The following is a 3,400-nucleotide window of genomic DNA, read 5'->3' as shown; positions in this document are numbered from 1 at the left end:
GAGACCACCCAACCGTAACCAACCACCAACAACGGCGGTGGCTCGACCAGGCCCCCACATCATCACCCTGCCGGTTCGGCTCGGATTGGACACGCTGGAAGCAAGGAGCCGGCGTGGCATTATGGGCGGGTGGATGACTTCCTCGACTTTGGCCACGAGCAGAGTGGTGACCTGCATACCTACCACTGTGCAGTTGAGCTGGCGGGCGACGTTCTCTGGCCCGGTCTCTATGAGGTCTATTCGGAAGATCGGCTGCAGTCGCCGTACTTCCGCTTTGCCATCAACAACAACGATGGAGAGGCTTTGGCGGTTTGGCGTGCGCTCGCCTGGGCTGTCACGGCCGGGAGATCGCGCTTCGCAATCCCGTGCTACTACCGGGATGATGCGGCAAGGCTCCTGAGTATCGAACCGGCCGACATCGTGATGATCGATTGGGAGTACGACGTCGAAGCTGAACCTGGATCACTCAGCGACGTGGATCGAGGTTTCGTGCCTGCTCGTTCTGTGGTTCCGATACGGCCCGAGCCCACCAGTTGGGAGAGGGCCCACCGGGCAAAGGCAGGCTTCTTCGAGCTTCGCAACTCCTCCGATCTGATAGCGCTCGCTCTCGCGGTAGGGGGTGACGCCTCGTCAGAGATCACCATCTTCGGCCTGGCCGGGGAGGATCGACCTACGAGACTGGTCGAACGGTTACGTGGCGAAACCCGCCCGCGTCTCCAAGAGATCTTGGACAGCGGTGATGTGATTGTGGATCTCGCCGTTGACCATGATGGGTATGGCCGGAGCCACATGTCGATCAGGGCATGCGAACCGCTGCCAGAAGTTGAGATCCTGACTGGCCACTATCGCCAAGCCTTCCACCGGTACCGCGAGGCTGTCAGCAACATCGATGACTTCGAGCAGTTCGCGATGGCGATCGATCAGCTTCTCGCTCCACCCCCTACAACGCAAACAGAGCCGATCACCTGATCTTGTGCCATATCGCTCGTCAAGCGCGACCACGTCGAGGAGCAGTTGGATCTGGCATGATTCCTTTCGAGGTTGAACATGGAATCTGAAACCACTCAGCTTGAGGTATGTCGGCGCTTCGCCGCCGACCCGGAGACACCGGCGGCCGGGACGAAACTTGGTGTCGCAGCCAATGTGCGCAGCGAGACCGTGCCGCTGCACGGTCTTCGACATCCTCCCGAGGGCGACACCAACGGTTGGTATCTATGGCGTGGCGAATACAGCGATGATCCCGATTTCTTCGTGCCACTCCACGTCGAGCACGTCGGAGAGTGGGCGCCGGAGGCTATTCCGTATCTCGCTCTTCCGCCTGGGTGGCGGTTCCTGACCGCGCCGGGCCATGAGGACATCTGGTTCGATGCCACGCTCCTTGAGATCTGAACCGCACCGATCGCCCTGTTCCCGCGCCATATCGCCCGCGACAGCGAATAGCGCCGAACGGCACTTCGAGGTGCGGTTCAGAATTGCCGGAACTCGCCGGACTCAATCACCTGTTCCAGAACGCGACGACGGGCGCCGTTTCAGAATATGGGCTCATCGAGGAGACGATGGCCGGTGGTTCCCAAGACGATCGCCGACTGGATACTGGAGCGCTTCTGATTCCGAGATGTCTCTGTTGGGTAATCCCGCGTCGGTAGGACCATTCAAGAGGCGTCTCTTCGCGGGCCTTCGGCAACTACTTACACCGTATGTTTGTTACGGTGTCTCACCTACTCACAGTGTCAATCTGTCCCAGGAGGAGCCGACCGTGGAGGACACCATCAGCAACCGCATCAACGCAGACCGTCGGGGAGTGCTGTCCTCACTCTGGATCTTCGTCTTGTTCAACATGCTCTTCCGTGACATCCACGAGTTCGCTCGTCCGGGCTGGATCGAAGAACTCATGTCGATGGAAGTTGCCGAAGGACTGCTGCTTGCATCCGGGATCGTGCTGAGCCTGTTCATCTCGATGATCGTGTTGAACCGAGTGTTGCCTTCCACCGCAGCCCGCTGGGCCAACGCCGCTCTTGCCGTCGTGGCGATCGCGTCTATGGTGGCCAATCCACCGGGCGACCTCGACGACATCTGGTTCTTCGTCGTCGAGATCCTCGCCCTGCTGGCGATCATCGGTCTTGCCTGGACCTGGCGGACGGACCCAGCTGAGCGCAGCCCTGATCCGGTGGTAGCGAGCGAGACCTAGCGCTCCCAGACCGGGGAGGTGGGTCCCGCTGGGGCGGGCCTACGTACGAGTTGTGCCAGCTCCCGGCCTGTTCGCCTGCGCCAACGCATCGTTGCCGCATCTGTGGTGGGCGAATGCTGGAAGCCGTGGATGCTCGACGAGAACGTTGCTGCTCACCGAACACCATGCAGGAGATGAATGCGATCATTGGTCCCAAGTGGAGCCGAGGAGGGCTTGAGTGAATAACGCGAGATCCGCCAAGGATCCGACGCCCTTTTCGGAGTTGAACGGCTTGTTGGCGGAGTTGATCGACTGCGTGCAGTCGATTCTCGCCGACGATCTCGTCGGCGGTTACGTCGTGGGGTCGTTCGCTCTCGGAGCCGGCGATCTCTCCAGCGACTGCGACTTCATCGTTGTGACGAAGGAGCCGGTCACCGGTGAGCAGGAACGAGCCCTCCGTCGGCTGCACGACGAGATCCCGACGCGTCCGGGGCATTGGGTGACGAATCTGGAAGGCAGCTACGCACCGCAGGCAGATCTCGGGACGCTGGAGCGGCTCGACGGGGAGTGGCTGTATGTGGATCGGGGCTGGCGGGAGATGCAATGGTCACCCCACTGCAACGTCGCAGACACCCGATGGATACTCCGTGAGCGCAGCGTTCCGCTGATCGGGCCCGAGCCGCGGACCTTTGCGTGTGAGGTTCCCGCCGACCTGCTGCGCGACAGGATGCGCACCCTGATCGGGAACTTCCTTGAGGATCTGCTGAGCTGGACCAGTTTCGACATGATCTGGGCGCAGCGGTACGCAGTGGAATCCATGTGCCGCATGCTGTACACCCTCGAGACCGGAGAGGTGACCTCGAAGCTGGCTGCCCTCGAATGGGGAAGGGGGGAGCTCGCGCCGGCATGGCGGAATCTCATCGCGCAGGCGCGGGCTGACCGGCCAGTCCCTTGGGATGACCCTCCACGCCCAGGAAGCGTGGAGGCCACTATCGCCTTCGTCGAATACGGCAAGGAACACGCACGCAGACTCACCGGCGCCTGACCCGGCAACACCGACCCGCAGGCAGCGTTCGGTGTGTCCGGCGAGCTCGTCGGATGGAGCACGCCGATCACCAAATACTTCGCCATAACGAGCATTGTGCCGAGTGCTCGATATCGATGCCTGTTTGGTTGTCAAGGGGGTTTTTGGGCGCGTTGGTGCCGCTCGGCCGTGACCGAGGTGATCGTGGG

4 protein-coding genes are annotated in these 3,400 nt (G+C 61.6%); all 4 read left to right on the top strand.

Features of this window, described 5'->3' with window-relative positions:
• Positions 1–129 precede the first annotated feature (129 nt).
• The 4 genes from P1T08_18480 to P1T08_18465 all read left to right on the top strand — a co-directional run bounded on the left by P1T08_18480 (position 130) and on the right by P1T08_18465 (position 3,212).
• Entirely contained in the window at positions 130–969 is an 840-nt protein-coding gene (locus tag P1T08_18480) for a hypothetical protein (protein ID MDF1598063.1), read from the top strand.
• A gap of 78 nt (positions 970–1,047) precedes the next feature.
• On the top strand, positions 1,048–1,389 hold the full coding sequence (locus P1T08_18475) for a hypothetical protein (protein ID MDF1598062.1): 342 nt from the start codon (positions 1,048–1,050) through the stop codon (positions 1,387–1,389).
• 367 nt (positions 1,390–1,756) lie between these two features.
• Positions 1,757–2,188: a DUF6326 family protein gene (locus P1T08_18470; GenBank protein ID MDF1598061.1), complete on the top strand. Its 432-nt coding sequence runs from the start codon at positions 1,757–1,759 to the stop codon at positions 2,186–2,188.
• A 217-nt stretch (positions 2,189–2,405) separates the two neighbouring features.
• On the top strand, positions 2,406–3,212 hold the full coding sequence (locus P1T08_18465; protein ID MDF1598060.1) for a DUF4111 domain-containing protein: 807 nt from the start codon (positions 2,406–2,408) through the stop codon (positions 3,210–3,212).
• The last annotated feature ends 188 nt before the right edge of the window (positions 3,213–3,400 follow it).

The organism is Acidimicrobiia bacterium (genome assembly GCA_029210695.1).
Taxonomy (GTDB): domain Bacteria; phylum Actinomycetota; class Acidimicrobiia; order Spongiisociales; family JAHEDJ01; genus JAHEDJ01.
This window is presented reverse-complemented; position numbering and strand designations above follow the sequence as displayed.

Coding starts and splice junctions, on each gene's coding strand:
- P1T08_18475 (MDF1598062.1), top strand. CDS start 1,048: ATGGAATCTGAAACCACTCAGCTTGAGGTATGTCGGCGCTTCGCCGCC.